This is a genomic window from uncultured Bacteroides sp. (genome assembly GCF_958445495.1).
Lineage (GTDB): Bacteria > Bacteroidota > Bacteroidia > Bacteroidales > Bacteroidaceae > Bacteroides.
The window spans coordinates 57222-80295 of sequence record NZ_CAUCSQ010000020.1 but is presented as its reverse complement, the minus strand read 5'-3'; the positions used below and the strand labels follow the sequence as shown (position 1 = coordinate 80295).

Annotated in this window: 26 protein-coding genes; all 26 read left to right on the top strand. The window is 37.4% G+C overall.

What is annotated here, in order from left to right:
• Positions 1–64 precede the first annotated feature (64 nt).
• The 26 genes from Q5076_RS08990 (at position 65) to Q5076_RS08865 (ending at position 23073) form a co-directional block, all read left to right on the top strand.
• Complete coding sequence (locus Q5076_RS08990) at positions 65–298, top strand: hypothetical protein (protein WP_303012598.1); 234 nt, start codon at positions 65–67, stop codon at positions 296–298.
• An 8-nt stretch (positions 299–306) separates the two neighbouring features.
• Positions 307–822, top strand: a complete 516-nt coding sequence (locus tag Q5076_RS08985) for an ASCH domain-containing protein (protein ID WP_303012597.1) — start codon at positions 307–309, stop codon at positions 820–822.
• Positions 823–888: 66 nt separating this feature from the next.
• A complete protein-coding gene (locus tag Q5076_RS08980; RefSeq protein WP_303012595.1) occupies positions 889–1671 on the top strand; it encodes an NAD(P)-dependent oxidoreductase in 783 nt (260 codons plus the stop codon).
• A 115-nt stretch (positions 1672–1786) separates the two neighbouring features.
• Positions 1787–2329 carry a terminase small subunit gene (locus tag Q5076_RS08975; protein ID WP_303012593.1) on the top strand — a complete coding sequence of 181 codons (543 nt, stop codon included), beginning with the start codon at positions 1787–1789 and terminating at the stop codon, positions 2327–2329.
• Positions 2330–2390: 61 nt separating this feature from the next.
• Positions 2391–4406, top strand: a complete 2016-nt coding sequence (locus tag Q5076_RS08970; protein ID WP_303012592.1) for a PBSX family phage terminase large subunit — start codon at positions 2391–2393, stop codon at positions 4404–4406.
• A 130-nt stretch (positions 4407–4536) separates the two neighbouring features.
• A complete protein-coding gene (locus Q5076_RS08965) occupies positions 4537–5964 on the top strand; it encodes a phage portal protein (RefSeq protein ID WP_303012590.1) in 1428 nt (475 codons plus the stop codon).
• Positions 5918–6979, top strand: coding sequence for a phage prohead protein (locus Q5076_RS08960; RefSeq protein WP_303012588.1), 1062 nt, complete (start codon positions 5918–5920; stop codon positions 6977–6979). Before Q5076_RS08965 ends, Q5076_RS08960 begins: the two co-directional genes overlap by 47 nt.
• 17 nt (positions 6980–6996) lie before the next feature.
• On the top strand, positions 6997–8574 hold the full coding sequence (locus Q5076_RS08955) for a phage major capsid protein (RefSeq protein ID WP_303012586.1): 1578 nt from the start codon (positions 6997–6999) through the stop codon (positions 8572–8574).
• A gap of 4 nt (positions 8575–8578) precedes the next feature.
• Entirely contained in the window at positions 8579–9001 is a 423-nt protein-coding gene (locus Q5076_RS08950) for a hypothetical protein (protein ID WP_303012584.1), read from the top strand.
• 8 nt (positions 9002–9009) lie between these two features.
• Entirely contained in the window at positions 9010–9552 is a 543-nt protein-coding gene (locus Q5076_RS08945) for a hypothetical protein (RefSeq protein ID WP_303012583.1), read from the top strand.
• Complete coding sequence (locus tag Q5076_RS08940; RefSeq protein ID WP_234129580.1) at positions 9549–10121, top strand: hypothetical protein; 573 nt, start codon at positions 9549–9551, stop codon at positions 10119–10121. The genes Q5076_RS08945 and Q5076_RS08940 overlap by 4 nt, the downstream gene beginning before the upstream one ends.
• On the top strand, positions 10118–10957 hold the full coding sequence (locus Q5076_RS08935; protein WP_303012581.1) for a hypothetical protein: 840 nt from the start codon (positions 10118–10120) through the stop codon (positions 10955–10957). Before Q5076_RS08940 ends, Q5076_RS08935 begins: the two co-directional genes overlap by 4 nt.
• Complete coding sequence (locus Q5076_RS08930) at positions 10954–11109, top strand: hypothetical protein (protein WP_303012579.1); 156 nt, start codon at positions 10954–10956, stop codon at positions 11107–11109. The genes Q5076_RS08935 and Q5076_RS08930 overlap by 4 nt, the downstream gene beginning before the upstream one ends.
• Positions 11110–11158: 49 nt before the next feature.
• On the top strand, positions 11159–11680 hold the full coding sequence (locus Q5076_RS08925) for a hypothetical protein (RefSeq protein ID WP_303012577.1): 522 nt from the start codon (positions 11159–11161) through the stop codon (positions 11678–11680).
• Positions 11681–11682: 2 nt separating this feature from the next.
• Entirely contained in the window at positions 11683–11871 is a 189-nt protein-coding gene (locus Q5076_RS08920; protein WP_303012575.1) for a hypothetical protein, read from the top strand.
• A 1-nt stretch (position 11872) separates the two neighbouring features.
• Positions 11873–15784 (top strand): phage tail tape measure protein, encoded by a 3912-nt coding sequence (locus tag Q5076_RS08915; protein ID WP_303012573.1) that lies wholly within the window; start codon positions 11873–11875, stop codon positions 15782–15784.
• Between the two features lie 2 nt (positions 15785–15786).
• The gene (locus tag Q5076_RS08910) at positions 15787–16368 is read left to right on the top strand and encodes a hypothetical protein (RefSeq protein ID WP_303012572.1); all 582 of its coding nucleotides are present in this window, start codon (positions 15787–15789) and stop codon (positions 16366–16368) included.
• A gap of 379 nt (positions 16369–16747) precedes the next feature.
• Positions 16748–17221: an RNA polymerase sigma factor gene (locus Q5076_RS08905; protein WP_303012570.1), complete on the top strand. Its 474-nt coding sequence runs from the start codon at positions 16748–16750 to the stop codon at positions 17219–17221.
• A 127-nt stretch (positions 17222–17348) separates the two neighbouring features.
• A complete protein-coding gene (locus tag Q5076_RS08900; RefSeq protein ID WP_303012568.1) occupies positions 17349–17681 on the top strand; it encodes an SH3 beta-barrel fold-containing protein in 333 nt (110 codons plus the stop codon).
• A 260-nt stretch (positions 17682–17941) separates the two neighbouring features.
• A complete protein-coding gene (locus tag Q5076_RS08895) occupies positions 17942–18217 on the top strand; it encodes a hypothetical protein (RefSeq protein WP_303012565.1) in 276 nt (91 codons plus the stop codon).
• 19 nt (positions 18218–18236) lie between these two features.
• Positions 18237–18398: a hypothetical protein gene (locus Q5076_RS08890; protein ID WP_303012563.1), complete on the top strand. Its 162-nt coding sequence runs from the start codon at positions 18237–18239 to the stop codon at positions 18396–18398.
• 46 nt (positions 18399–18444) lie between these two features.
• Entirely contained in the window at positions 18445–18618 is a 174-nt protein-coding gene (locus Q5076_RS08885) for a hypothetical protein (RefSeq protein ID WP_303012561.1), read from the top strand.
• 213 nt (positions 18619–18831) lie between these two features.
• Complete coding sequence (locus Q5076_RS08880) at positions 18832–19038, top strand: hypothetical protein (protein ID WP_303012559.1); 207 nt, start codon at positions 18832–18834, stop codon at positions 19036–19038.
• Entirely contained in the window at positions 19025–20080 is a 1056-nt protein-coding gene (locus Q5076_RS08875; RefSeq protein WP_303012557.1) for an LPO_1073/Vpar_1526 family protein, read from the top strand. The genes Q5076_RS08880 and Q5076_RS08875 overlap by 14 nt, the downstream gene beginning before the upstream one ends.
• Before the next feature lie 708 nt (positions 20081–20788).
• Entirely contained in the window at positions 20789–20977 is a 189-nt protein-coding gene (locus tag Q5076_RS08870) for a helix-turn-helix transcriptional regulator (protein WP_303012555.1), read from the top strand.
• 104 nt (positions 20978–21081) lie between these two features.
• Complete coding sequence (locus Q5076_RS08865; protein ID WP_303012553.1) at positions 21082–23073, top strand: hypothetical protein; 1992 nt, start codon at positions 21082–21084, stop codon at positions 23071–23073.
• The last annotated feature ends 1 nt before the right edge of the window (position 23074 follow it).

Below are 23074 nucleotides of genomic sequence, written 5' to 3'. Positions count from 1 at the left end.
ATATACTATCTTGTATTTTATTGATACTGAATAGAATTTTGAATGCATTAAAATGATAATAAAAATGGGTGAAAAGAGAACCATAGATGACCGTAAGAAACTTTTGATACGGTATAGAATCAATGAAAAAGGATATGTATCTTTCATAGACCCTTGTTGTGATGAAATGCCTGTCCGTCTTCTTGGTAAGATTATAGAAGCCATATCTGATGTAGAGCAAGAATGGCCCAGTAAAATAACCAATAAGGTTAGTTCTCTTCCCCTTGATGTCACATCAGATAAGCCAATAATCAAATAAGTGCAAAAATGAAAGCAATAACAATAAAACAGCCGTGGGCCTCACTGATAGTCCACGGTATCAAGGATATTGAAAACCGTTCCTGGAGTACGAAATTCAGAGGACGTGTACTTATTCATGCTGCCGCTAAAGGTGAAAAGAGGTCTTGGGGCTCATTATCTGATATTCAAAGTAGTAAACTGCTTCAGTCAGGAAGCATTTTGAATAAAACTTCTTTTAGTGACTTGCCTACTGGTTCTATTATCGGTAGTATAGAAATAGTCGATTGTGTAATGAACCATCCTTCTGTATGGGCAGATAAAGGTGTATATAATTGGGTACTGGCTAATACCATTCTATTCCCTGAACCTATCCCGGTAAAGGGGAAATTGTCATTTTGGGAATATGATAGAATCCTGGAACCTGAATCAGACGGGTATCACAAGATTTGTATGTGCCGTATATGTGTTGATGAAAAAGTCCAAATGACCAGTATGGGGGATTATTTTGTATGCAGATATTGTGGTGGACGTTGGTATAAGTAATTTGTTTTATTATTTAATGTTGAACTTGGGTGTATCAGTTATCTGATACGCCCTTTTATTTTTGTGATGATGAAAGTAATTGTAACCGGTAGTGAGGGCTTTATAGGTAAAGTTCTTTGCCTAGAATTATTAAAAAGAGGTGTTGAAGTCATTAGAGTAGACCGTAAGAATGGTTATGAAGCATCAGATATCGGTGAGCTCTTGAAGAATGGTGGTATTGATTGCGTGTTCCACCTGGCGGCGCAAACAAGCGTGTTTAATGAAAACCTGGAACAAATCAGGAAAGATAACATTGATACTTTCATGCGAGTTGCTAATGCATGTAACCAATATCATGTGAAGTTAGTATATGCCAGTTCGTCAACGGCAAATCCGGAGAATACTACTTCAATGTATGGAATAAGCAAGTATTTCGATGAACAATACGCATCTATCTATTGTAAGACAGCAACCGGCTGCCGACTGCATAATGTATATGGGCCAACCCCACGCGAAAGAACTCTTCTCTGTTTTCTTCTAAACGAGGAAAAGGTATCTTTATACAACAGCGGTCAGAATATCCGGTGCTTTACTTACATAGATGATGTTATCGAGGGGCTTATCTATGCGATAGGATGTAACCGGCAGCTCATCAATATTTGTAATGTCCAGCCTGTGACTACTATGTATTTTGCATCTTTAGTAAAATACTACAAACCGCTTGAAATAGAGTTGATTAACGAGAAACGTGAATTTGACAATTTCGAGCAATCGGTGAACCGGGGTATCTATTTAGTACCTTTGTCCTATACGTCAGTCGAGGACGGAGTAAGAAAAATATTCGCCGTGCGGAGAAAGGATAATTCCTAAAAAATGCGGGGGCGGAGAAATAGAAATCCTATGAGTGTACAACCATTCTAATTTATTCCTGCATGTCGAGTGACAATTATTGTTTCTCCATGCAGGAATTTAATAATTTGAAGCTATGAGTAGAGAGAATGCATTAACATTGAAACAAGAGAAATTTTGCCAGTATTACGTTGACATAGATGGCAATGCAAGTGAAGCATACCGAATGGCTTACGACTGCTCTAGGATGAAGCAGGAGAGCGTTTGGCGCAATGCTCATGCCCTTATGCAAAACATCAAGGTTTCATCAAGGATAAAAGAGATAAGAGAAAAGAGGGCGAAAGAAACTGAAGTTAAACGTGAAACAGTTGAACGTGTACTGATGGATATCATAACTTCTGACCCCAATGACTTGTATATTGTCGATGAACTAACAGGTAAGGTAAAGATGAAAAGTCCTTCGCAGCTTCCAAAGCGTACACGAAATGCATTGAAGAAGATTCAGAATAAGAGAGGAGAAGTTACCTATGAGTTCAACGGTAAAACGGAAGCAGCTCGTTTGCTTGGTGCCTGGAACGGATGGGAAGCCGATAAGAATGTCAACATCAAAGGTAGTGATGGAAATAAAGTCGGTGAACTTCGTATCGGATTTGAAGATAATGATAAATCGGACGAATAGAACAATTTAAAGTGTAAATATCGGTGTTTTCCCTACGGAGAAACCTTACTTTTAGAACAATATGGTTATAAATTATAAGAAGCTAAATCCGAATGGATTCTATCTATTGAAGTACTTGAATGATGAGACTATCCGTTTCATTATCTTGTATGGTGGCTCATCTTCCGGTAAATCGTACAGTGTTGCACAAACTATACTGATACAGACATTACAGGACGGTGAGAACACTCTTGTCATGCGTAAGGTAGGAGCTTCTATACTCAAAACCATTTATGAAGATTATAAAGTCGCTGCGGCCGGTCTTGGCATATCCCATTTGTTCAAGTTCCAACAGAATACTATTAAATGTCTGGTTAATGGAGCTAAGATAGATTTCTCCGGTCTTGACGATCCGGAGAAGATAAAAGGTATCTCCAACTATAAGCGTGTTCAGTTAGAGGAATGGTCAGAGTTCGAGCATCCGGATTTCAAGCAGCTACGTAAGCGTTTGCGTGGTAAGAAAGGCCAGCAGATTATTTGTACCTTTAACCCGATCAGTGAGAGCCACTGGATAAAGAAAGAGTTCATAGACAAAGACAAATGGCATGATGTGCCGATGTCTGTAACTATTGCCGGTAAAGAGTTACCGGAAGAACTTACTAAGGTTAAATCCGTAAAGAAGAATGCGCCTCGGCAAATACTTAATCCTCGTACAAAGCAAATCGAGGAACAGGACTCAAATACAGTTATTATCCAATCTACTTATCTGAATAATTTTTGGGTTGTTGGTTCTCCTGATGGTACATACGGTTTTTACGATGAGCAATGTGTTGCCGACTTTGAATATGATAGAGTTCATGACCCGGACTATTACAATGTGTACGCATTGGGAGAGTGGGGCATTATTCGTACTGGTAGCGAGTTCTTCGGCTCCTTCAACCGTGGAAAACATGGCGGTGAACATAAGTATGTTCCAAGCCTACCTATTCATATATCAGTAGATAATAACGTGCTGCCATATATCAGTGTATCGTATTGGCAAGTAGATTTTACTACCGGTACCCGAATTTGGCAATTCCATGAGACGTGTGCCGAAAGCCCGAACAACACAGTGAAGAAATCTTCTAAACTCGTAGCCAAGTATCTGAAATTCATTCAATATTCTGACATATTATACGTACACGGTGACGCCTCAACGAAATCCGCTAATAGTTTCGATGATGAGAAACGTTCTTGGATGGACTTGTTCATAGATACTTTACAGAAAGAAGGATTTGAGATTGAGGATAAAGTCGGCAATAAGAATCCGAGTGTCGCAATGACTGGTGAGTTTATCAATGCTATCTTTGATTGTACCGTTCCTGGCATAGAGATATACATCGACGAATCATGTTCTGTATCCATTGAGGATTACATGAGTGTGCAGAAAGATGCCAATGGTGCCATTCTCAAAACTAAGGTGAAGAATAAAACAACTTTGCAGAGCTATGAGGAACACGGGCACATATCCGACACATTCCGATATGTGGTTGTAGATTTATGTAATGAGCAGTACATCGAGTTTAGTAACCGGCGAAAGAGAAACTTGTATGCCGGTAAAGGAATACTTGGTTTCTTCAACCCAGAAGTGCAAAATGTGTACACGCAGCGACTTTTGTATGTCATGCCGAATATAGAAGGAACATTTGTATTTGTCCAGGCTTTCCGATGCGGTGATAAATGGCACTTAGTTGATGCTCTGTTCAGGGAATCATCTTCTATTGAAGAAATCAAGGCTGCTTGCACCGGCCATGACGCAAATATATGTTTGTTTGAATGTTCATCAGCTTATTATCAAACTGTACGTGAGTTGAGGGAAGTAATGAAAGGAACTGAAGTCAGAGTAAGGAAAGAGTTTCCGGACATAGATAAACGAATAGCTGCTACCTCTGACTTTATAAGAAACAATATCCTGTTATCTTCTAAAATGCTTGAAGAATCGCAGGATTACAATGCGTTCATCACTAATCTGATGGACTATAATATAAACAGTGAAAACAAGAGTGCAAGTATAATTTTAAGCGGTCTTGCATATTACATAATAAAATTGTATTCATAATCGAATTTGCTGTAATTTATTGTATTATAATATATTATCATGTATTTTATATTCCTCTTAAATTTCAAGATTTTAGGGTTTTGAGAAACCGATTATTCATATCCCTACATTTGTTTCAAATACAAATTAAATGAGCTGGTTTCGTAAAAAATCTAAGTCTGAAGAAGAACCTGTACTGGATGTCATTAGTGATACAGGTGAGGAAAAGAAACTTTCTGAAGGGATAAAAATAACTGTTGAAGATTTATTTTCTTCTCCGTTTGTTTGTTCTCGGAACTTACTGTCCCTTTTTGACTCTGTTCCGGAAGTCTTTTTCCCAATTGATTATATTGCTTCCCGTATTGCTAGTGCCAACTTTCAGTTTAAGAAAGTGAAGGATGATAGTGTTGTTTGGAACAATAAGAATCTGAATCAGATACTTCTTAGACCTAACTGCCTGATGACATGGAAACAAAATGTTTATCAGCATTTTGTGTATAAACTGTGTCTTGGTAACAGTTTTACACGTGCTGCAATGTCTGATAGTTTCTCAAATGCAGAAAAATGGCGTTATTGCTCAAATTATTGGGAACTTCCTGCCGATTGTGTAGAGGCACTTCCTGTTTTAGGAAGTAGTATTCCGCTGTTTGGCGTAGCCGATCAAGATGAAATAATCGGTGGCTATCGCTTAGGCTATGGTATCTTGAGTACTGTGAACATTCCTGCTCATCAAATTTGGCATGATAGGGATGGACTTGTGAATTATTATTCAGGAAATGGATTTATGAAATCGCGAAGCCGTCTCTTTTCGCAAATGAAGCCGATATCAAACCTTATTGCTGTGTATGAAGCCCGTAATGTGATTTATGTAAAACGCGGTGGATTAGGATTCCTTATCAACATGAAACAAGATGAATCCGGGCCTATTGCAATGACTAATGATGAGAAGAAAGAAATATTGGAACAGCACTACGGTAAATATGGGGTAGGCAAGAATCAATTACCATATGGTTTGTCTGATATTCCATTAAGCTTTGTACGTACCAATCTTACTATTGCAGAACTTCAACCTTTTGAGGAAACACTTGCAGATGCTATTAGTATTGCAGGTGCATACGGTATTCCTCCTGTATTGGTTCCTCGTAAAGACCAGTCTACTTTTAGCAATCAATCTACGGCAGAGAAGAGCGCCTATTCCTCTGTTATCATTCCGTTAGCAAAACAGTTTTGTAGTGAGTTTACCCAATTCTTGGGACTTGAAACAAGTGGCTATTATTTGGACTGTGATTTCTCCGATGTGGATTGTCTGCAAGAAGGATTAAAAGAAGCCGAGGAAGTTAAAACCAATGTGAATGCCAGGTGCAAAGACCAGTTTCTTAGCGGCCTGATAACGTACAATGATTGGCGGGCACAGATTGGTGAAAGTAAATTTGAAGAACCTATGTTCGATAAAACATTATTTGAAATGTCGGACCAGGAACGAGAGATAGTTAAACAAATATTTAGTCTTAACACAAAAAGTGAAGTTGAAAATGGAAGAGAAAATCAAAAGCCTTCAGTACAAGACAAAGGCAAATGACGTTGATGAGAAAGGTGTCGTTACCGTTGCGGTTAACGGTATCGGTGTGAAGGACTCACAGAATGACATATCCATGCCCGGATCATTCAACAAGACATTGAAAGAGAATATTGGTCGAATGCGTTGGTTTCTGAATCATCGTACAGACCAGTTATTAGGTGTGCCATTGAGCGGTGAAGAAAAGGACGGTAATCTGATTATGGCCGGTCAAATGAACCTCAAAAAACAGATGTCACTGGATATCCTGGCTGATTATAAACTGTATGCAGAGCATGGTCGCACATTAGAACACTCCATCGGTGTCAAAGCTATTAAGAGGGATTCACTTGATTCTTGTAAAGTGTTCGAATGGCGAATGATGGAGTATTCTACATTGACAGGTTGGGGAAGTAATCCTCAAACGTTCCTAGTGAATATCAAAACTGCTACTGGTGAGCAGATAAAGGAAGCTGTCGATTTCGTTCGTAAAGCGTTCTTGCAGCATGGATATAGCGATGAACGTTTAAAAAGTTACGATATGGAATTAAATTTATTGCTGAAGAGTCTCAACGGTGGTGCCGTTGTCTCATGTCCTCATTGCGGTTATCAGTTTGATTATGATGCGGAAACAGAGCATACCTTCGCACAACAGGTACTCGATTATGCTGCTGATTATCAAAGATGGATAACACAGGACATCGTAAGAGAAGAAATGGAGAAACTTACTCCTGAGATTAGAAATCAGGTTATCACTCTTATTGATTCTGTAAAGTCTGTTGATAAGGAGTTTACGGAAAAGAGTCTGCAAGACCTCATGAATTATGTAAGATGTCCCCATTGTTGGGGAAAAGTATATCGTTCGAATGCTATTCTACAAAATACTCCAGAAGGTACTACCGGAAAGAATGAGCCGTCTGTTGACACTCAAGAAAAGAATGACGGAGAAAATGGTAACGATGGAGTGACGACTAAAGCCGCTGATAATGGCACTTTATTCGATTTCAAAAGTCTGAATAGTTGTTTCGAGAATAAATAACTTAAAATTTGAATTTTATGCCTATTAAAAAATTTGTAGTATCAGATTTTAATCTGAAAACAGACGGTTTGCCAGCAGAACAGAAAGCTTTCATGGAAAACATTGCTGGTATGATGTGTGAAGTAGTCAACAAGTCACTGGAAGGTATTGCAACACCGGAAGATGTGACTAAACAGTTTGGGGATATTAATAACTTGTTGAAGGCTTATGACGGTGAGAAGTTCACTCAACTGGTTAAAGATAATGAAGCACTTGTTGAACAGGTGAAGAACCTTGGTGATAGTATCGAAAAGATGAAACAAAAGGGATTGTCAATGACTGCTATCAACAAGTTTGATGAAAAATTGACTGAAATGCTTGATTCAGAGAAATTCAAGGACTTTGCCGAAGGTAAGACACGTAAATCAGGAGAGTTTGACGGTTTCTCTTTGAAAGATGTCGTTTCCATGACAGACAACTATACAGGTGACTTGTTGATTACCCAGCAGCAGAATCGTGTAGTTTCCCAGGTGGCAAATAGGAAGATTCATATGCGTGATGTCTTGACGACATTAAGCGGTGACCCTGCTTACCCTCAACTTGCATACGCTCAAGTATATGCTTTCAATCGCAATGCCCGTTTTGTGACAGAAAACGGTCGTTTGCCGGAATCAAGCATCAAAGTGAAGGAAATACAGACCGGTACAAAGCGACTTGGTACTCATATCCGTATTTCAAAACGTATGTTGAAATCAAGAGTGTACATTCGCTCTTATATTTTGAATATGCTTCCTGAAGCTGTTTGGATGGCTGAAGATTGGAACATCCTGTTTGGTGACGGGAATGGTGAAAACTTGCTGGGTATTGTAAATAACCCTGGGGTAACTTCCGTAGAGAAGATTATCAGTACAGCTATCCTTATGGGTGCCGCTGGTGCTGTGAAATCAATTTCCGGATATAATGGCGACAAAGATGTAATCATTGAGTTTGCCGAACCTCAAGATTTGATTCTTGACGGCATGAGTATCACTTTTGCAAATGCTGCTGTTCTTACCGAACTGAACAAAACGCACGCTCTTGTAAAAATGGAAGATGGGCGTGTCCTTATTCCAGGTGTCGCTTTCACTGGTGCTGAAACCGCCGCTGATAAAATGACATTCAGTGTTCATGAAGCTGGTTTCAAGAACATCGAGGAACCAAACTCCGAGGATGTAGTGAAAACTGCTTTTGCTGCAATGACATACGCCCAGTATTTCCCGAATGCTATTATTCTTAATTCGATGACTGTTAATGGCATGGAATCGGAGAAGGATACAACCGGGCGTAATCTCGGTATCATTAAAATGGTTAATGGCGTGAAATATATCGCTGGCCGTCCGATTATCGAGTATGGTGGTATTCTTCCCGGTAAGTATCTTGTGGGTGACTTCAACCAGGCTGCAAATTTGGTAGATTATACTATTCTTTCGCTTGAATGGGCTGAAGATGTGGAATCCAAGCTCTGTAATGAGGTCGTGTTGATGGCACAGGAAGAAGTAATCTTCCCAATTTATATGCCATGGGCTTTTGCTTATGGAGATTTGTCTGCATTGAAAGCTGCAATTACTAAAGCGTAAGATTATGGATTACATACTTAGAGGTAACGACAAGGATGTAACCAATGTGTTTAAAGAGCAACGCATTCGGATTAATAGAGGGATGATTCAACTCATCCCCATTGCCGAATGCGGCTTGGTGACAGAAGAAGATGCTCGAAAGACACTGGAATGTATGCTCACAGAGAAAAATGCGAAAATCGGTGAGCTTACTGAATCCATTGCAGAGAAAGATAAAGCTATTGTTGAACTGACAGATGAACGTGATACAATGAAAGCTCGTATTGTGGAACTTGAAGCTTTGGTTCCTTCTGATAATAAGAATCTTCCGGCTGCCGACTCGAAAGAATTGCCTGCCGGAGATGCTAAGGAAGTAGCTGTTGTTGATAACAAAGCCGTTTCCGTGGAAGATGAAAAGAAAACCGGAAAGGGTAAGGCTTCTAAATAATAATCGTTATGCTGATTGATGTTTCATATTTTACGTCAGGGCCTAGACACATAGAAAACGCTTCGGTCGCTGAAATACCTTCGCCCCAATCGCTTGCTGTAAATGAAGTGATAAACGGGTATATCAAGGCATTTCAGTCCGAATTTCTTCATTCTGCTGTCGGTTTTAGCCTTTCACAAGCTATTACTGATTACTTGGAGATCATAGAACAGGAAAAAGAGGATTCTTCAGATGAGGTTGATATCTCGGAAGAAGATGAATCTCAATCCGGATATGCACTTTTATGTGAAAAGCTAAGTGAACCGTTCGCCGATTATGTGTTCTTTCACATTTTACGCGACATGAATACACAGGCTACTATCACCGGCCTTGTAAGATTGAAATGTGCTAACGAGTATATATCTCCGATCAAGAGACAGGTTAGTGTCTGGAACAGCATGGTGAAGAAGAATCGGCTCTTTGTAGAATGGGCTATGTCTGATGATTGTCCTTTTACTGGTTTGAAGATTCAAAAGAATCTATTAACTCCAATTAATACTTTCAATTTATGATGTACTTAGATATAACAGAGCTGTTTGAAGAAGTGGTTAAAAAACTTCCTGAAGGTCTTGAAATTCTCTATCCCAATGGGAAAGGTGGGGCAAAAATTGTAAAGTCACCAAGATTGAATTACATCTTTGGTAGCAGTCAATATATCAAGGACATATTAGATGAATACAGTAAATCTCCTGGTCAGTCTGAAAAAAAGTTCCCGTTGGTTGCACTCTTTACTCCAATTTATGAAGATAGAAGTGATCCAAATTATTTTTCTAAGGCAAAGGTTTCGTTGATTATAGTTTGTTCATCCTGTAAGGAGTGGAGTAATGAGGAACGTAGAACTACATCTTTCAAGAATATTCTCCGTCCAATCTATAAACGTTTGTTGGAAGTATTATATGAAGATTTCCGGTTCGACTGCGACTGTGACGAGAAAGTGAAACATAGTTATTCAGAGAATTATTCGTATGGTAGATACGGAGCCTATACAGATTCCGGTAAGGCTGTGAGCGAGCCCATAGATGCCATAAACATACGCTCGATGGAAATAAAAATTAATAATCTTAATTGTAGAAGAAAATGAGAAAGATTAGAACGTGTAAGGGTTCCCGGATGAACACCGGTAGTTCTGTTTGCAGCATCGACTGGAAGAAAGTCAAAGGCGCTATCCTTGCAGAACATGGTGTTAAACTCCCTGCTGATATAACAGGTGAGAAGTTGGCCGAATTGTGCCATGCAGACCGCCCCGGACGTATTTACCCTATTTTGCCATTCCTGGAGTATGCCAAGAACGGTGGAGAACCCCAGGTTAATCCTATTGGTTACGGAGCAAGTGAGTATAACGGCTTGAGTGCTCAAACAGATACCTTCACATTGAAGAAATTTGATGAGATTCTTAATGCCCAGCTTTTGAAGTGTGCTAATAAAGGTTGGGATGTTTACTTTTGGAATCAGGATAATATGCTGATCGGCTATAATGACGGCACAGATATTCTTGCTGGTATCCCGATGTCTACTGTTTATCCGACAGTAACACAGTATCCGACCAGTAGTGCTAAATCTGCGATGACTGTCAGCTTTTCACACGAAGATGCTGAAGATAGCCAGTTGAACTTTGATTATATTCAGTTGGATTTCAATCCGAAGAATTTCCTTAAAGGTGTGGTTGATGTTGTACTTGAGAAGATGGAAACTGAAAATGCGTACAAGATTATCGAAGTTGTCGGCGGCTATGACCGTACAGAAGAATTCGGTAGTCTTATTGCTGATGGTGCAGCCGAAATCATGAATAATGCAACTTCCGCTACATATGCAGATGGTATCATTACTATTGTTTCTAAAGCCGGGGCGGTTCCTTCGTTGAAAGCTCCTTCTGTGTTGTTTGAGAAAGGAATCGAAGGTATTGAGCAGATAGCATGAAAGTAGATAACGTTACGTTCGTCGAAGCTGCTGTAAAGAGTATGACGAAGGAAGAGTTTATTAACGCACACATTAAAGTCGTGTGGAAGGGATTGAAGGAAGCTGACCGCAAGAAGAAGCTCTCCGAAGTGTATGATACGATAACTAAATAACCAACAGGCTGGGGTGTAATTGCAGCCCGGCCCGTTTTATTTTCACTACATGGCGGATTTTGACGAATTATATAGGGTTGTTCATTCTATTGCTTCCGGTTTCAAGAAAGAAGTAGTCAAGTGTATGGAAGAGCATAAGAATGTACTCGTAGACTGTATTCAGGAACAGCTATATTCAGGTTTGGACGGTACTGAACACCTTTTGAATCCTGATTATGATACTGATACTTATTTCAATGAGCCCGGTCCATGGCAAAATCGTGCTGAACAGTATAAACGTTGGAAAGAGAAGATTACTCCGCCGTTAAGAAGTGAAATGCTCTATCTGCCACCGCGTCCAGTTGAAGTTCCAAACCTTTTTATCACTGGCTCTTTCTATGATAGCATATTTGCCGGTAGAATTGATTCCGGGCTTCGTTTCTCAACGAAAGGTTTCACGGACGGTACTTCTATTGAGAAAAAATATGGCGAGCAGATATTAGGAGTTGGGGATACTGCTAAAGAGTATTTCAGTATTATGTATCTCCGTCCCTGGATGGAACACTTCTTCTCAGAATGTGGATATAGATAAAAATGGCTTGTAGTTGCGAGATAAAGAAAATGCAAAGTGAACTGGAACGTGTTAGTGACCTTGCAAAAAAAGCGGCCATCCTGGATGGCTGTATGTATGTAATTTATCAGAAGGAAGATGGAACATATGCTTTTGATAAAATCGGAGTTGAGATAAAAGGGAAGATTGTAGAATATAGACATTATCTGTAATATGGCTGAATTAAAATTAAAAGATTTCGTTGAAGAGAGTGACTTACAGAAGTTGATAGAACTTGATAACACTATTGAGCGTGTCAGGGCTAACTATACCCATGCAGCACAGGAATTGGCTAAAGGGCTAAAACTGAATGTCGAAGGAGTTGCTGACTTGGAGAAGTTAGGTACATTGTATAATACTCAAGTTAAAACAGCTAACTCTGCATCCGCTGAATTAACCGAAGCTCTTAAAAAACAGTCTGAAATTACTCAAACTGTCAGCAAGAAGATAGAGGAAAAGTTGAATGTAGAGAAGTTGTCTGCTGCTGAACTGAAGAAACTTACTAAAGCGAGCTCGGACAATGCTACATCTTTGGAAAAAGCAGCTAAAGCGGAAGTAAATCTGACAAAAGCCCAAAACACAGGTAATTCTACACGTAGAAAAGCTGTTTTATCAGAAGAGGAACGGCTAAGGATTATCCGGAGTGCTATTTCTCTAACCAATCAGGAAGTACATAGCCGATCCCAGGCTAAAGAAGTAAACAAGCAGCTACAAAAAGCGGTTGATGTACTGAAAGATACAGATGAAAACTATATTCGTACTCTCGCTCGTCTCAATTCTACAATCGGAATTAATACCGATTACATAAAACGTAACTCTGACCGGTATACTCAACAGAAAATGACTATTGGAGCATATCGAGAAGAAGTAAAGGCTGCTTGGGTTGAGATAAAGAATAGCAATAATTCTATGCAAAATATGGGAATTATTGCAAGGAATACTGGAAAAATGCTCAATACAGAGCTTGCCCCTGGATTAAACCAGGTTAGTGCTGGCTTGAAAGGATGGGCTGCCGGTTATATTGGTGCCCAAGCTGTTGTTAGCGGTGTAGTTGCTCTTTTTACAAAACTTCGAGAAGGTGTAGGCAGTATTGTTGAGTTTGAATATGCTAATAGTCGGCTTTCTGCAATTTTAGGAACTACGTCTGACCAAATCAAAGAATTGACTCTTGATGCAAAACGATTGGGCGCTGTAACTAAATATACGGCTTCTGAAGCGACTGAACTTCAAATTGAATTAGCAAAATTGGGCTTTACCCGGAAGGAAATTTTAGATGCAACTGAATCTGTTTTGCGTTTTGCGCAAGCTACTGGTGCAGAGTTGGGGGAAGCTGCTTCGTTGTCAGGAGCTGCATTGAGAATGTTCAATGCAGATACTCGTGAAACCGAACGTTATGTATCTGCTATGGCTGTTGCCACCTCGAAAAGTGCATTATCATTTTCATATCTTGCTACTGCACTTCCTATTGTAGGACCTGTTGCAAAAGCCTTCAATTTTAGTATTGAAGATACTTTGGCTTTATTGGGGAAATTAGCAGATGCCGGTTTTGATGCTTCAATGTCTGCCACTGCTACACGTAATATATTTCTTAATTTGGCTGATGAATCAGGAAAATTATCAAAAGCGCTGGGTAAGCCCGTTCGTACTTTGCCTGAACTGGTAGATGGGCTGAATAAACTAAAAGAGCAAGGTGTTGATTTGAACACTACCCTTGAACTTACTGACAAACGTAGTGTTGCAGCTTTCAATGCTTTTTTGACTGCTGCCGATAAAATCGTTCCTCTAAGAGAACAAATAACTGGTGTTGATGGTGAGCTTGCTGATATGGCTCATACTATGGAAGACAATGTAAAGGGTTCTATTCACTCTTTATCTTCCGCTTGGGAAGCTCTTATGTTGACTTTTTATAACTCACGAGGAACAATGAAAAGTGTTTTGGATTTTCTTGCACGTGGAGTTCGTAATACAGCAGAACAGTTTAAGTCATTGGAAGAAAAGGAACAGGAAGCAATACAGAATGCAATTAGAAATCAAAGGGAACTTTCTTCCGAGTTCAAGATTGAAGAAAGGTATATAAATGAAATAAAGGAGGCTTGGCAAGGATATATGGATTCAGGTATGGATTCTAATGAAGCATTCCGAAAAGCAGTCGATGAAAAGAAAGAATATTTGAACCAGGAAATTACAAAATATAATGAGACAGCAGATGAAGCCGAATTATATTATAAACGTACTACTAAAGCGATGCATGATAGCAATATGTTTACTCGTGCTCAATCCGGTGTTTCTTTATCTGACTATGAAAAACGTAGGAATATGCAGTTTGGAATGTGGACTGAAGCTGAAAAAAGTAGTGAAAAATATAAGTATATCCTTGAAAATGTGGAAGCATATGAAGAAGATTATATTTCAGAACATACTAATAAGGTCAACGGTACCAAAAATCTAACTGATAAAGAAAAACGTGAACTGGAGAAAGCTGCTAAGGAAAAACAAAAGATTAAGGAAACCTATCAAGAGTCGGAACTCGTCCTCATGGATGAAGGCTTAGAGAAAGAATTGGCTAAAATAGGTGTTGCCTATTCTAAGAAAATGGTTGCTGTCAAAGGTTATAGTAAAGAAGAAATTGCTACTCGTCAGAACCTGGCACAAGAAATGCAGGAGAAGCTAGATGAATATGCAATCAAGTACAACTCTGATCGTGAAAAGAAAGATGTGGATAATGCTCTTTCCATCGTCAAAAAAGGCTCTAAGGAAGAATTAGACTTAAAGTTACGGCAATTAGACCTTCAGCGTGAAGCTGAAATCACTGCTGCTGAAAAAACAGGTGAAGATGTGATTCTGATAGATGAAAAATACGCAAGAAAAAAGCAAGAAACTTACGGGAAGTATGCTTCAGAGCAAATATTACAGATTGCTGAAAATGCAGCTCATGAACAAGAAATACGTGACGCAGCGTATGTTATGGATACGCTTGCTCTTAAAAAGAAGTTAGCTTCTAAGCTAATAACAGAAGAACAATATGCGATAGAGGAATACAATTTACAGCTAGAATATGCACGTAAAACAACTGAAGCAGCTATTGAAGCTTTGGAACTAGAATTAACGGTTGAGAATATTACCGCTGAAGAACGTACTAAGATTGTCACCCAGTTGTATGCTTTGAAAGCTGCCCTTGCTAAAAAAGAAGCAGAATTGCAGATAAGTGCTATCCAAAAAGTTACTAAAGCAGATGATAAGGCATTAAAAGAGCGTCAAAAAAATCTCAAAAAATGGCTGCAAACAGCTTCTCAAGCAGTAGGAGCTATTGGAAATCTTGCCTCTACACTCTATGACGCTCAAATTGATAGGATAGAGGAAGAGCAAGATGCCAACGACGAGAAATATGATAAGGATGTTGAGCGAGTTGATAAACTAGCAAAATCAGGCGCTATTTCGGAGGAAGACGCAGAAGCACGGAAGCGTGCGGCTAAATCTTTAACAGAAGCCAAAAATGCCGAACTTGAAAAGCAAAAACAAGAAATGGCACGTAAACAAGCTATTTGGGAAAAAGCAACGAGTATTGCTCAAGCTGGAATAGCTACTGCACTGGCCATAACTGAAGCATTACCGAATATTCCTTTATCCATTGTAATTGGTGCTTTAGGTGCTATTCAGGTTGCAACCATTCTCGCAACTCCTATTCCTTCTTATGCAGAAGGTACGAAAGATTCTGCCGGCCATCGTGGTGGTACTGCACTTGTAGGAGATGGCGGAAAGCATGAAGTTATCATGTATTCCGGAAAGGCGTGGATTACTCCTGATACTCCTACATTAGTGGATATCCCCAAAGGAGCGCAAGTATTCCCCGATGTTGATAAGGTTGATATTTCTAGTTTTGATTTCCCGGATTGGGATTTGCCTACATTCTCACCGTCATACTTTAGTTCAGCAGATTCAAGTAATACCATTGTTTTTAATGATTATTCCCGGTTAGAAAAGAGACTCGACAAAACTAATGCTCTTTTATTGCGAACTATGAGAATGCAGCATCAGGATGCTAGTAACCGCGAGTTTGAAATGTATATGTTATCTAAAATGAAATAGATATGATAGAGAGGTTAAACCAAATACCACTGAATGATTTTATAGAGTTGTCCTGTGGAAACTATAATTGTTTACTATTTAATGGCGAAGAGGCAACCAAAGAAGAACTTAAGGAGAGAGCCACAAAGTTGATTGTAGATTACAGGAACATTGTTAATCCTTCCGGTATGAAAGCTCTTGTACTTGATAAAGAAGATTTGGTAAAGGAGCGCGCCCGGTTATTAAGCCTTCGCATTTGTCAAACCCTCATTTCTATAAATTGCTTTGATGATGTTCGTGAAGTTCTAAAACTGTTTGATGTAGATACCCGGAATATGTCCGAAGAACAGCTAATATTTAAAATAGATAATATGCTTCGTTCTGCCATCTTCGAGCAAAAGAGGAACGAAGAGAGACGGAAAGAAGAGGGAGAAGATGAAAGGGCTACTCCTGAACAAATCCGTTCTTCATTTGATACTGAAATAGCCTTTCTTATGACTTACTTTAAAATGAATATTGATTCCCGGATAATTAATGCTGCTGTATATGCAAACATAGTTCACCAAACAGAGATTGATATATTAATTCGAAAAAGACAGGTATAGTAAATTGTTATATATTCGTATTAATTCAATTAATATTTAATTGCAACGAATTTTTTATGCAGTCGTTAGTAATTCCTTTTTAGAATCACAAACGACTTTTATATGAATAAAAAGAACGGAGCATGTTGTATAAATCAATATTTATACTGTAATTTATTGTTAAAACTGCGAACACTAGAAAACAAGTGTGACCGGATAAACCTACAATTATCCGAAGTGAAAAATCTAATCACCTCTTTGCCCCCTAGAGAGGTAGATACTCTTATTGATTCAGTAGAGCGCATTGCTCAAGAGATGTATGAACAGAGTGTTATTCATCGGAAATACGTTGAGCAATGTCTTAATGGGAATAATTTACACATAATCAGGAGGGTCAATAATGAGTTTTGAACAGTCTTTATTAGAGATATATCCCTGGATATTTCGTGTAGCTAAAAGGTTTTGTTCATCTATTCAGGATGCTGAGGATTTGGCTGGTGACACAGTATATAAGATACTTCAGAACCAAGATAAGTTTGATTGTTCTAAACCAATGAAACCCTGGTGTATTGCTGTCATGCAGAATACTTACATAACTCGCTATAATCGAAACTCCCTTATTCACTTTATCGGATATGATTCAGTTAAGGAAAGTATATCACTTGATAATACTTATGAATCCATATTGTTTAATGAACTGCTATTAGCTATTAGTCGATGTGCGCAGAAGACGTGTTGTATGGACAGTGTAATGTATTATGCTGAAGGATATTCTTATGATGAGATAAGTGAAATCTTAAACATACCGGTTGGCACTGTTAGGAGTCGTATTTCTTCCGGTCGGAAGTTCTTGCTTCAAGAGATTAGTTATTAATGAGTTAAATAACGTTTTAAAAAGGTCTCAGAAGAAAAATAACTTTTGAAAAGTTATGTAATAACGTAACTTTTGGCTATATTTGCAGTACCAAATAACATAAAAGTCAAACCCAAAAAAGAGAATTATGGAAACAAAAACAAATTTTAGAGCTAGAGTGATGAAGTATGCTCATCATCTCCTTTCAATAACAAAAAAGAGTTGGAAATATTGTTTGCTAAAAGCGTGGGAGCTTTACAGACTTGCTAAAAGAATGAGAAGTGGTGAAGTTAAATTCGCCTATGAGAAAGTGAATGGCAATATTCGCTACGCTATCGGTACTCTTAAAAATGTGTCTGTAGGTGTAACAAACAAGGGTAAACGTATGACAAAGCCTTCTTATGAGACTTTCTCTTACTTCGATGTTGATAAGCAGGAGTTTAGAAGCTTTAAAATTGAGAACCTTGTAACCGTGTATTGATATGACTCCATTAGAATACTACTCAAAGAGAAAAGAGGATAGCAGGTAAGAGCTTGCTACCCTCATAGCACAAGCTAATCAGCTCATAGGTGATACACATAACAGCCTCAACACTCATACTAATCAAGTGAGCAATATGGGGAATATAAAAATGCTTTCTCAACAATTACAGCAGCTAACAAGCCGTATTGAACTGGAAAAGCAAAAGGGAGATATGCTTGAAAGTATCTGCCTGACATTAACCACAGAAGAGTAAACATATGAAAGCCACTTTGTTAAAAGTTACCGGAGAAACAGTTGAGATTTCTCCGGTGAATGGGAACTGCTTTACCCTAAAAGAAGCGCAGAGTTTAGTAAATGGCTATGTTCAAGTCATTGATATTTGCCTTAATAAAATAATGATAATGAATGAGGAGGGTAAATTCCACTTTGAGTTGAATGTTGAGGCTACCCGAATTGCACTAATGAATAGTGCAATTTTTCCCGATGATTATATAGCCGGTGACGCTATTGTGTGTGATGGCAGTATGTTCTAACCCTTTAATTTCAGAAAATATGAGAACAATTTATAGAGTGGAATCACCAACTGGTGAAATTCGTGTATTGGAAGTCTCTCGCAATGAGACTGGATATAATGTTTACATTGATGATTCAAACATCTGCGAGAGCATTACTGAAGAGGAACTCACTGAAACTTTAGAGAATCCTAATTTTTAAAATAAATTAGAGTTTTCCATTTTGGAAATACCTAATAACAGAATAAATGAGTAATAGTATTGCAGCTAATGATATCATTCAAAATATCGACGATCTGTTAGCCGAATATCCATTTGATGAATGTATTAGCATCTTACAGGAAGTGGTAAAGGAGATGGATGTACGTATTGAGGAATACATAATAAGGAATGTGGCAAAACAGCAGATAAATATGTATTAGGCGTTTCTCCGGCTTTCATTACAAGAAGAAGTTGAGAAACTCGATTTTGATACTTTTTATGTAACAGCCGGAGGAAGGCGAGTTTTGGAAAAAAATTAAAAAAACAGTCCAATATACCACTTTATTTTTATTTTGTTCAATAAAATTAAAGTGATATATTTGAACGTTTTCTCTAGTAGGAACTTATTATGTATTGATTAAACATAAATAAAAATGGAAGCTCAAGATTTGATAACTATTATTTTTTCATTTTGTAGAAATAATGCTGGGTGGCTTTTTTCTGGAATAGGCGTAAGTCTTTTGGGATTTATAATAAAGAAAGTATTGTCGAGAAAGAAAAAAACAACAATGCATCAGGAAGCTAATTCTAATAAACAATCTAAAATTACACAGGTAGGAGGGCATTATGAAAGACACTAAGCAAAATGCAAATAATAATACAAATACTACTGTTATTCAAGTGAATGGTGATTATTATTCAGGAATTACAGAAAGCCAGGCCAAAGAGATAGCCCTTGCTACTGTTAGAAATGAATTTTCCATATTATATGGGGAAGCCCAAAATATATTTGAAAAGCGTGTTCAAGAAATCGTCGATGAATCATTACTTAGAATACAACATGATAGCCCTGAATCGTTCAAAAGATTTAATGAACCCGCTATCCAATTGATTTTAAATACTGTTTATAAAGAATATGCAAAAAGTGGAGATTCTGATTTAAAGCAAAGATTAATAGATTTGCTTATTGCTAGAATTAAAGTTTCCGAGCATACTTTTACCCAAATTCTTATTGATGATGCTATAAGAATAACTCCTAAAATAAGAATACAACATTTACAATTCCTGACGTCCTTATTTTTTATATATAGTGGTCTGGTAACTTTTACTTGTATAGCAGAATATGACGAATGTATAACTATGTTGGCTAAGAATTATCCACTTTATCCTAAGGAAACTTCTCTTTTCAATGTAAACGATGTCTATTTTCTTGCACTGTTAAAACATACCGGCTGTATTACGTATGCAGAAAGTTCTTCTTCATTAGTAGAAGAAGAAATATTAATTTGCTTTGGAGGTATTTTTAACAAAGGATTTAAAATATCTGATATAGATTCAGCTTTAAAAAAAGAGTTGGAAGAGCATAATTTAATATGTACCAGTGAAATACAACCTGGTAATGTAAGAATAAATACACGAAATGAATTTATTCTTCGTTTGGATGTTAATAAAATATCGAAAAAATACAGGAAAAATATGTATGATTTATACGTCAACAATTGTAGTACAGTAGAAGATTTAAGAAATTACAATAAATCATTAGATAATAGAGTTCACGCTATGTTTGAATCCGTAAATTTCCTAAATAGAACGGAACATTACACTTTATCGGAATTTGGTCTTTTCTTAGGACAACAGAATTTTTATAAAATGTTTCCTCGTTATTATACTTCTTTTGATTAGAGTTAAACTATATGCTTAATCAGTCTTTATGTCAAGTTCACCAGTAACACTCATAATTAATTCAGATATGAGAAAAAGATAGATGTGGATAAAAAAGAATGGAGAGCAGGTTTCGAACCTGCATCTCCACATAAAGTGTTGTTTTTTCCACTTAAACTATACTTCCATTCTCTACTCCACTCACATTGAAATAAACCAAGGTTGAGTTTGAGACCTAATTTATCTTTAATTATTGCCGGTCTTTTATTCTGAGAGTTTCTGAAAAATATTGATATATATTCTGATATCGACCGACAAATTCTTGTCAAAGTCTTTTTCATAATTATATGTCTTTAATTTGCAATAATTAAATGTAGCAAGGATTTGAACCTTAACGTAAATACGTACCATTTAGCCACGTAGGGCAAATATAAAAGTATTTAATTAAAAAATATAATATTATGGCAAAAAATTATGCAGCAAGTAGTTGGAAAAATGTGTTTCAACAGGGTAAATATTCTCCGTGATTTAGGACGTGAGCTTTACGATTTTAAGAATCGAAAAACTTAATTCTTAATGAAGATATAAATGCGCATGGCTTAGTTTTCGATGCGAACCCTTTGAGAATATGCCTTTGGAAACAAAAATCTGAAAGAGGTTAGACATATTTGCCCCATTTTGGGGCGAATTGTCGTTCAAGAATCATATATTTGTCTCAAAATACTATTTATGATACGTGAAGCAATACTAGAGTCCCTCAAAAAAAAAGGAATAAAACAGGTTGAGTTAGCTAATCATTTAGGCATTAGCAAAAGTCCTTTGAATGCTTTCCTGAAAGGAAAAGGTAAGATTAGTTTGGAGAATATTGAAAAGTCGTTTTTATTCCTGGGAATAGAAATTGTATTGAAAGACAAATAGTTACGATCTGTTTTTGCAAAGTGTGATTTTCAAGAAATTAGCCAATCGGGAAACCGGTTGGCTTTTTCTATATATTTGCTCGTGAACGTTCAAACTGAGTTAAAATGCTTTGTAAATATGTACTTACCGTTGATAGTATTTCCTATGATATCCCCAAATCTTGTATTCAGAATTGGGAGGAAATCAAGTTTTCCCGTAAACGTTCAGGACTGGAAGGAATAACTAGAACTTTTACTTCTAAATTCCAACTCGTTAATGAAGCCTATAATCTTCTACTGGATGAATATTTAAGCAAATATCTTGCTTCAAAAGCTAGTATTACTGTCTATACGATAACCAACTCTCATACTTATGAAGAACTCTTCAGTTGTATGTTGGATTTTGGTTCATTGACTTATGATGGAAATGCGATTTCAATTAATTCAATTGATAATAGTATCGCTAATATCATAAAGGCCAATAAAGGTACACAATATGAATATTTAGTTGAAGAATTGAAAGAAACTGCTCAACTCTACTATGATAGGCTTCCCTTTAACTATTATGCTAACTATATATGTGGCGGATATTCATTGGAAGATGGGGGGCAATATGTTGATTTCGTAAGAGATATTACTGGTAAAACAGTATATCAGTCTTTCCCATTGGAAGTAGTGGAAAAAGACATACCTAAATCGGATAGTCCAGTTGAAATAAACTCTGTGACCTTAAATGCCTCTTTGCCTGCATTTTTGAGAGCGCATAAATCAGTTAAGCTATACATAACTCCTGAATTTGATTTTTATCTAGGAAGAGGAGATGTCATGTTGACGCTTGCAAAGATTAATGCGAGTGGTAATGCTTCTACTATTGCTAGTTGGATAAATTCTGATTATTCAGGAGTTAAACATACGACAGAGAAAGAAACTTATAAGCCTGAACAGTATCGGGATATCTATGAAATAGACCTTCAGGATGGTGAAGGTTTGCAGTTTGTAATATATGATCCGATAGGTAATATGAAGGTCACCGGGCAAGGTAAGGTTTACTTTGCCAAATTTTCATTAAAGATTAAGTGGACTTCTATTGCGTCACCTATAAACATAGATGTAATAAAACCTATAACAGTTTTGAATAATTTGCTTAAAAGCATGAATGATGGTAAGGACAATATTATAGGTAAGATTGCTTCCGGTGTTGATAGTAGGCTAGACAACTGTATTATATTGGCTGCCGAAAGTATTCGTGGTATATTTTCTGCAAAGTTGTACACCTCTTATACAAAATTTTCAGATTGGATGGAAGCCTGTTTCGGCTTTGTTCAGAAGATTGAGGGGAACACCGTTGGTTTTGTCCATCGTGACAGCTTGTTTACTTCAAATAATAATAAAGATATATCAGGTAATATCGCTGATTTTCAATTTAAAATAGATGCTTCAAGGATATATGCATGTGTTAAAGTAGGCTATGATAAGGTTGATTATGAATGTTTGAATGGCCGTGATGAATTTCGGTTTACTGTTGAGTATACTACCGGCTTAGAAGTAACAGATAATACGCTTGAATTAGTGAGTCCTTATCGTGCGGATGCCTATGGTTTGGAAATCGTATCACAGAAGAGAGACAGTAGTACAACAGATAATGAAAGTGACAACGATGTGTTTATCGTTGGAGCTATGATTGCTTACAACAAGATTACTGGGAAGGCTGAATATGTGTTGATACGGAATGCCGGCTGGAAGATTTCGGGTGTGTTAAATCCTGACGCAATGTTTAATGTAATGTATTGGCAAAAAGCAATGCTTAGTGCTAATGCTAAGTATATTGGCATGTTTGCGAATTCACTACATTATGCTTCTTCGGATGGGAATAGTGATATAGTTGTCAATGGTGTAAAATTGACTGATGATTATATACTTAACGAATGTATAGTTACCTGCGGGGATGTCTCTTTCACAACCTTTGATGAGGATATCCCTCAAACTGATGATAAAACGATTAAAATACAAAAAGATGGCTTGGTCTACGAGGGCTACATCAAAGAGGTGAGCAGTGTGATTGAGAGAAACGATGGAGTGAAGTATGATTTATTTGTCCGTTCAATATCAAAAGCTTAGA

Bases quoted from the DNA above. Each gene is read 5' to 3' on its own strand.
- Q5076_RS08990 (WP_303012598.1), top strand. From the start codon at position 65: ATGGGTGAAAAGAGAACCATAGATGACCGTAAGAAACTTTTGATACGG.
- Q5076_RS08985 (WP_303012597.1), top strand. From the start codon at position 307: ATGAAAGCAATAACAATAAAACAGCCGTGGGCCTCACTGATAGTCCAC.
- Q5076_RS08980 (WP_303012595.1), top strand. From the start codon at position 889: ATGATGAAAGTAATTGTAACCGGTAGTGAGGGCTTTATAGGTAAAGTT.
- Q5076_RS08975 (WP_303012593.1), top strand. From the start codon at position 1,787: ATGAGTAGAGAGAATGCATTAACATTGAAACAAGAGAAATTTTGCCAG.
- Q5076_RS08970 (WP_303012592.1), top strand. From the start codon at position 2,391: ATGGTTATAAATTATAAGAAGCTAAATCCGAATGGATTCTATCTATTG.
- Q5076_RS08965 (WP_303012590.1), top strand. From the start codon at position 4,537: ATGAGCTGGTTTCGTAAAAAATCTAAGTCTGAAGAAGAACCTGTACTG.
- Q5076_RS08960 (WP_303012588.1), top strand. From the start codon at position 5,918: ATGGAAGAGAAAATCAAAAGCCTTCAGTACAAGACAAAGGCAAATGAC.
- Q5076_RS08955 (WP_303012586.1), top strand. From the start codon at position 6,997: ATGCCTATTAAAAAATTTGTAGTATCAGATTTTAATCTGAAAACAGAC.
- Q5076_RS08950 (WP_303012584.1), top strand. From the start codon at position 8,579: ATGGATTACATACTTAGAGGTAACGACAAGGATGTAACCAATGTGTTT.
- Q5076_RS08945 (WP_303012583.1), top strand. From the start codon at position 9,010: ATGCTGATTGATGTTTCATATTTTACGTCAGGGCCTAGACACATAGAA.
- Q5076_RS08940 (WP_234129580.1), top strand. From the start codon at position 9,549: ATGATGTACTTAGATATAACAGAGCTGTTTGAAGAAGTGGTTAAAAAA.
- Q5076_RS08935 (WP_303012581.1), top strand. From the start codon at position 10,118: ATGAGAAAGATTAGAACGTGTAAGGGTTCCCGGATGAACACCGGTAGT.
- Q5076_RS08930 (WP_303012579.1), top strand. From the start codon at position 10,954: ATGAAAGTAGATAACGTTACGTTCGTCGAAGCTGCTGTAAAGAGTATG.
- Q5076_RS08925 (WP_303012577.1), top strand. From the start codon at position 11,159: ATGGCGGATTTTGACGAATTATATAGGGTTGTTCATTCTATTGCTTCC.
- Q5076_RS08920 (WP_303012575.1), top strand. From the start codon at position 11,683: ATGGCTTGTAGTTGCGAGATAAAGAAAATGCAAAGTGAACTGGAACGT.
- Q5076_RS08915 (WP_303012573.1), top strand. From the start codon at position 11,873: ATGGCTGAATTAAAATTAAAAGATTTCGTTGAAGAGAGTGACTTACAG.
- Q5076_RS08910 (WP_303012572.1), top strand. From the start codon at position 15,787: ATGATAGAGAGGTTAAACCAAATACCACTGAATGATTTTATAGAGTTG.
- Q5076_RS08905 (WP_303012570.1), top strand. From the start codon at position 16,748: ATGAGTTTTGAACAGTCTTTATTAGAGATATATCCCTGGATATTTCGT.
- Q5076_RS08900 (WP_303012568.1), top strand. From the start codon at position 17,349: ATGGAAACAAAAACAAATTTTAGAGCTAGAGTGATGAAGTATGCTCAT.
- Q5076_RS08895 (WP_303012565.1), top strand. From the start codon at position 17,942: ATGAAAGCCACTTTGTTAAAAGTTACCGGAGAAACAGTTGAGATTTCT.
- Q5076_RS08890 (WP_303012563.1), top strand. From the start codon at position 18,237: ATGAGAACAATTTATAGAGTGGAATCACCAACTGGTGAAATTCGTGTA.
- Q5076_RS08885 (WP_303012561.1), top strand. From the start codon at position 18,445: ATGAGTAATAGTATTGCAGCTAATGATATCATTCAAAATATCGACGAT.
- Q5076_RS08880 (WP_303012559.1), top strand. From the start codon at position 18,832: ATGGAAGCTCAAGATTTGATAACTATTATTTTTTCATTTTGTAGAAAT.
- Q5076_RS08875 (WP_303012557.1), top strand. From the start codon at position 19,025: ATGAAAGACACTAAGCAAAATGCAAATAATAATACAAATACTACTGTT.
- Q5076_RS08870 (WP_303012555.1), top strand. From the start codon at position 20,789: ATGATACGTGAAGCAATACTAGAGTCCCTCAAAAAAAAAGGAATAAAA.
- Q5076_RS08865 (WP_303012553.1), top strand. From the start codon at position 21,082: ATGCTTTGTAAATATGTACTTACCGTTGATAGTATTTCCTATGATATC.